Raw genomic sequence first — 5,252 nt, forward strand, 5'->3', positions numbered from 1 at the left:
GGGCCCCAGGCGACTCCGTCCCAACTCGTGGATCGCTATCACCTGCAGTGCCGGCCGGTCCGCGACCTCATCGTCGCCTACCTGACCGAACGCCAGCCTGGCCTCGACTTCGTCAGCCTCGAGCATCTGTCGGCGGTGCTCGCCAAGAACTTCTGGGCGGACCTCGAACGACACCACCCGGGCATCTCCTCGATCGATCTCCCGGACGCCGTCCGCACGGACTTCAAGGCCCGCCTGGCCACGAAAACCGTCCGCCGGCGCCAGCCGAACGGCACCGTCATCGAGGTCGCGGAGCCCCGGATCAGTGCGCCGGCACTCCTGCGGATCATTCGGTCGTTCTACTTGGACCTGGCCCAATGGGCACTCGACGAACCCGAGAAGTGGGGAATCTGGGCGGTCCCCTGTCCTATTTCCGCGGCGGAGTCGAACAGCACGAAGCTGGATCGCCAGCAGAAATCCCGAAAGGACCAACGCACCCGCGAGAGACTTCCCTATCTCCCGGTCCTCGTCAGGACGGCCGAACGGCGCCTGAGGGAAGCCAGGGAACGGCTTGATGCCGTTCTGGCCGCGCCACTCGGCTCGACCTTCACGGTCCTCGGCAAGACCTATGTCAAGGCCCGCAGTTCGTCACGCCCCGGCGGCCAGACCGAAACCGCCTACGAAGTCGGCGGCAAGCGAAAGCAGCTCAATTCCAAGGAGAAGCGGGACTTCTGGGCCTGGGCGACGATCGAAATCCTCCGCCACACCGGAATCCGCATCGAGGAACTCCAGGAGTTGAGCCACCACAGCATCATCCGCTACACCCTGCCCACCACCGGCGAGGTCGTCCCACTGCTGCAGATCGCTCCGTCCAAGACCGACCAGGAGCGACTCCTGCTCATCAGCCCGGAGCTGGCAGATGTCCTCAGCGCCGTGGTCTCGCGGGTCCGGGGTCCAGACGGCGCCGTTCCCCTGGTCGGGCGCTATGACCCGCACGAGAACGTCTGGAGCCCTCCGATGCCGCTGCTCTATCAATGGCGGGTCAGCGGCGAGAACCGGACCATCGCGAAGAACACCATCGTCCGAGGACTCGACAAGGTCATCGAATCGAGCGGCCTGCGAGACATGAACGGAAAGCCACTGCGTTACCAACCACACGACTTCAGGCGGATCTTCATCACCGACGCCATCCTGAACGGGCTGCCTCCCCATATCGCCCAAATCATCGCCGGTCACGAAAACATCAGCACCACCATGGGTTACAACGCGGTCTATCCCGGGGCTGCGATCGAAGCGCATCGGGCCTTCATCGCTCGCCGCCGGGCCCTTCGACCGCCGGAGGAGTATCGCACGGTCACGCCGGAGGAATGGGACGAGTTCCTCGGGCACTTCGAGAAACGGAAACTCGCTCTCGGGGATTGCGGACGCGCTTACGGCACGGACTGCGCTCATGAACACGCTTGCGTTCGCTGCCCCGCGCTTATCGTGAGTTCCCAGGAACTTCCACGTCTGCTCGAAATCCGTCAGAACCTCGGCGATCGCATCGTGGAGGCCGAACGCGAGGGCTGGCTTGGCGAGGCCGAAGGCCTGGCCGTGAGCCTCGCCGCGGCGGAGGAGAAGATCGCCCAGATCCGCAGCAGGGAAGAGCGCCGAAGTTCCCCCGTTTTCCTCGGCGTTCCCGCCCTCTTCCCAGGCGCCGAGTAACCGTGGCAGCAGTGCGGGGCCCGCAGTTTCGCAGGCCCCGCACCATCATCAGGCCGAGGGGCCATCGCCCTCGGGCTCAGGCGTTCCGCCTTCGTCGTCGCGACGCGACCTGGCTCGACGCAGTTCGACTGCCAGGGTGATTGCCGAGCTCAGAGCGCTGAGGACGCCGGCAACCACCGAGAGAACATCCGCCACGGCGGGTCCTTTCGGACAAGGTGGTCCGGACCCTGAAGCAGGGCATAACGAGATCACGGACCACCAAACAGGTGTCCGCCATCGCCATGAGCCAATTCCGTGACGGGCCAACGCGGTTGACGCGCGACGCGTGCTCGAATTTCGGTCTACTGGCAGTCGACGCCAACCGTGACGTCAACGGGCTGAAGAAGCCGATCCGCCGTGAGCGGTCCCTTGGGAGTGGGCTCCCTCTTGAAGCCATGATGCCCCAGCAGCCCACAGCTGTCTCTCAAACGAGCCCAACTCATCGATGTCATGGCTTAGTTCGGAGAAGGCACGGTGCACGCGAACTCGGCGGCGGATGTGCCGGCCCGGCTGGAGGCACTCGGGGCGCTGGCCGGCCTCGGCCGGGACGCCCTGCACAGCCAGCTGGCCGCCGCGCTCGATCTGGTCGTGCATGTGGTGCGTGAGCGCGACGGCCTGCGTCGGGTGGCCGAGATCCACGTGCTCGAACGGGACCCGGCGGGTTGGGTGCACCCGGTGTCCGCGATGCGCTTCGAGCGCGGGGGCGCGGCTCGTCCCGGACCTGGGCATGGGCGGTTGGCCGCGCTGCTGGCGGGGTGGTGGCGCGGGTGAGGGGGCCGGGCGTGTTCGAACGGGGTGTGGGGCTTGTCGGGTGGGGGCGTCGATGACGGCGGCGGTGGTTGCGGCGGGGGCGGTCGCCGGGTTGGTGTGGTTGTCGATGGTTCGGGTGGGGCCGGGTCGGTTGCGGGGGGTGTTGGGGGCGCTCGATGCCGAGCGGATGGGGCGGTCGGGGCTCGGGGCGGGGGTGCGGCGGTATCGGGTGCCGGTCGCGGTGCTCGCGGCGGGGAGCGGCGCGGCGCTGCTGCTGGGGTCGCCGGTGCCCGCGCTGGTGGCGTTGCCGGGGGCGTGGGTGTTGCGTCGTCGGCGGGCGCGGGCGGCGGCCGATCGGGAGGCCGCCGCGGTGCGGGGCGCGGTTGCCGGGTTGTGCGCGGTGCTGGCGGGGGAGTTGCGGGCGGGGCGGTCGCCGGAGGAGGCGCTGAGGGCGGCCGCGCACGCGGTGGACGGGCCGGTCCTGGCGGTGGTGGGCGAGGCGATCGGGTCGGCCCGGGTCGGTGGCGATGTGCCCGCCGCGCTGGATCGGGCGGCGGCCCGGCCCGGGGCGGCCGGACTTCGGCGGCTCGCCGCGTGTTGGCGGATCGCGACCGGCCGGGGCGCCGGGTTCGCGCCGGCGCTGGAACGCATCGCGGGCACGTTGCGGGCGGAGCAGGACGCGCACGAGGAACTGGTCGCCGAACTCGCCGGGGCCCGCTCCACGGCGCACGTGCTGGCCGCGCTGCCGGTCTTCGGCCTGTTCCTGGGCAGTGGTCTCGGCGCCCGGCCCCTGGATGTACTGCTCCGCACACCGACCGGGATCGGCTGCCTGTGCGCCGGCCTGGTCCTGGTGGCCGTCGGTCTGGAATGGACGGACCGCCTGGCGGCTCACGCGGCGCCGGCGGCGGCATGAGGGCCGGGCGGTGAGTGGGGGTATGAGCGGCGTCGCGGTGTTCGTGGCGGTCGTCGCGGCGGCGGGCGGTGCGGGGGTCGCGGTACGGGGTGGAGGCGCGCGGGACCGGCGGGTGCCGGGGCGGGGGCCCGATTCGGTGTGGCGGCGGCGGGCGGCGGCGCTGCTGGGTGGGGCGGCGGTGTTCGTGTTGTTCGGCGGGTGGGTCGGGGGCGGTGCGGGGGTCGCCGCGGCGGTGCTGCTCGATCGGCGGCTGGGTCGGTTGGAACCGCGTTCCGGTCGGGTGCTCCGGGAGCGGTTGCGGGCCGATCTGCCCTCCGCCGCCGACCTGTTCGCGGCGTGCCTGGTGGCGGGCAGCTCGCCGGTGGAGGCTGCCGAGGCGGTCGCGCACGCGGTCGGTGGGCCGCTGGCGAGCCGGCTGCGGCCGATCGTGGCCTCGCTGCGGTTGGGTGGCGATCCGGGGCGGTGCTGGTTGACGCTGACCGACGATCCGGTGCTTGCGCCCCTGGGCCGGGCCCTGGCCCGAGCCGCGACCGGCGGTGCGCCCGCGGCGGCCCTGGTGGCCCGGATGGCCGACGAGCAGCGGGCCGAGCATCGACGCGCCGCGGGTGCGGCCGCACGCCGGGTGGGGGTCCGGGCCACGGTCCCGCTCGGGTTGTGCTTCCTGCCGGCCTTCCTGCTGATCGGAGTGGTTCCGATCGTGATCGGGCTGACGACGACCTTGTTGCAGCCCTTCTGATTCATTCATATACGCATATAAAAAGGGGGATTTCATGCATATTCTGCTGCCGATTCTTGCTCCGGCCGTACGTCGGATGTGGCTGCGGCTGCGCGACGAGACCGGGATGACCACGGCGGAGTACGCGGTGGGCACGGTCGCCGCGGTGGCCTTCGGGGCGGTGCTGTTCAAGATCGTGACCAGCCCGGGGGTGGCGGCGGCGCTCACCCGCGTGATCACCAGGGCGCTCGATGTCTCGTTCTGAGCCTCGCCGCGGCGCCGCGCGTCGGGCGCGAGCGGCGAACGGCTTCGTGACCGCGGAGACCGCGGTCGTGCTGCCGGTGCTGGTCCTGTTGACCGCGGTGTCGGTGTCCGGCATCGCTGCCGCCGCCGCGCAGATTCGCTGTGTGGACGCGGCACAGGCGGGGGCACGGGCGCTGGCCCGGGGCGAGCCGGAGACGGTCGCCCAAGAGCGGGCCCGGGCCGCGGGTCCGGTCGGAGCGCGGACGGAAGTGTCCCGGGCGGACGGCCTGGTCCGCTTCCGGATCACCGGCGAGGTCGGCGTGCCGGGAGCGGCCTGGGCCGGAGTGCGGTTCCACGTGGAACATGTCGCGGTGGCGGCCCTGGAGGACGAGGTGGCCCCGTGAACCCTCGCAGCTCCGCCCAGGAGGGCTCGGCGACCTTGTGGGTGGTCGCATTCGCGCTGGTGCCACTGTGCATGGCGGCATTCGTGTTCGCCTTCGCCGGGGCGGTCGCAGCCCGACACCGCGCCGCCGCCGCAGCCGACCTGGCAGCCCTCGCGGCGGCAGCCCGCGCCGCCGCCGGCGCCAACCCCGAGGAGGCCTGCGCCCTGGCCCGCCGAGTGGCCCGAGCCCAACACGCCGACCCGACCCACTGCCACCTCACCAACGCCTTCGCCACCGTAGAGGTCACCACCAACACCCCGGCCGGCCCCGCCCACGCAACGGCCCACGCCGGCCCCACCACCCCCAGACGCGTCAGCACCCCCGACACAGCCGAGACCCCGTAGGCCCGCCCACACCGCCCCACCACTCCCCGGCGCGTCAGCGCCCCCGACCCAGCCCGCCCCCGTGATCGACGCGCGCAGCGCGGAGAGCGGCGGAGCCGCAAAACGTTGACTTCGTGGCCCGT

The 5,252-nt window shown here is 71.6% G+C and carries 6 protein-coding genes and 1 pseudogene; all 7 read left to right on the forward strand.

Annotated elements, in window-relative coordinates; translation table 11 throughout:
* Positions 1-1,683: site-specific integrase (locus ABZ374_RS47890; protein ID WP_360324959.1), on the forward strand; the 1,683-nt coding region annotated here is incomplete at its 5' end.
* A 501-nt stretch (positions 1,684-2,184) separates the two neighbouring features.
* Positions 2,185-2,493: pseudogene (locus tag ABZ374_RS47895) on the forward strand (pilus assembly protein CpaF); the annotation flags it as partial.
* 52 nt (positions 2,494-2,545) lie between these two features.
* Positions 2,546-3,385, forward strand: a complete 840-nt coding sequence (locus ABZ374_RS47900) for a type II secretion system F family protein (RefSeq protein ID WP_360324962.1) — start codon at positions 2,546-2,548, stop codon at positions 3,383-3,385.
* 22 nt (positions 3,386-3,407) lie between these two features.
* Entirely contained in the window at positions 3,408-4,121 is a 714-nt protein-coding gene (locus ABZ374_RS47905; protein WP_360324965.1) for a type II secretion system F family protein, read from the forward strand.
* A 34-nt stretch (positions 4,122-4,155) separates the two neighbouring features.
* Complete coding sequence (locus ABZ374_RS47910) at positions 4,156-4,365, forward strand: DUF4244 domain-containing protein (RefSeq protein WP_360324968.1); 210 nt, start codon at positions 4,156-4,158, stop codon at positions 4,363-4,365.
* A 46-nt stretch (positions 4,366-4,411) separates the two neighbouring features.
* Positions 4,412-4,747: a TadE family type IV pilus minor pilin gene (locus ABZ374_RS47915; RefSeq protein WP_360324971.1), complete on the forward strand. Its 336-nt coding sequence runs from the start codon at positions 4,412-4,414 to the stop codon at positions 4,745-4,747.
* Entirely contained in the window at positions 4,744-5,130 is a 387-nt protein-coding gene (locus ABZ374_RS47920; RefSeq protein ID WP_360324973.1) for an Rv3654c family TadE-like protein, read from the forward strand. Before ABZ374_RS47915 ends, ABZ374_RS47920 begins: the two co-directional genes overlap by 4 nt.
* Positions 5,131-5,252 lie beyond the last annotated feature (122 nt).

The organism is Embleya sp. NPDC005971 (assembly GCF_040629175.1).
Lineage (GTDB): Bacteria > Actinomycetota > Actinomycetes > Streptomycetales > Streptomycetaceae > Embleya.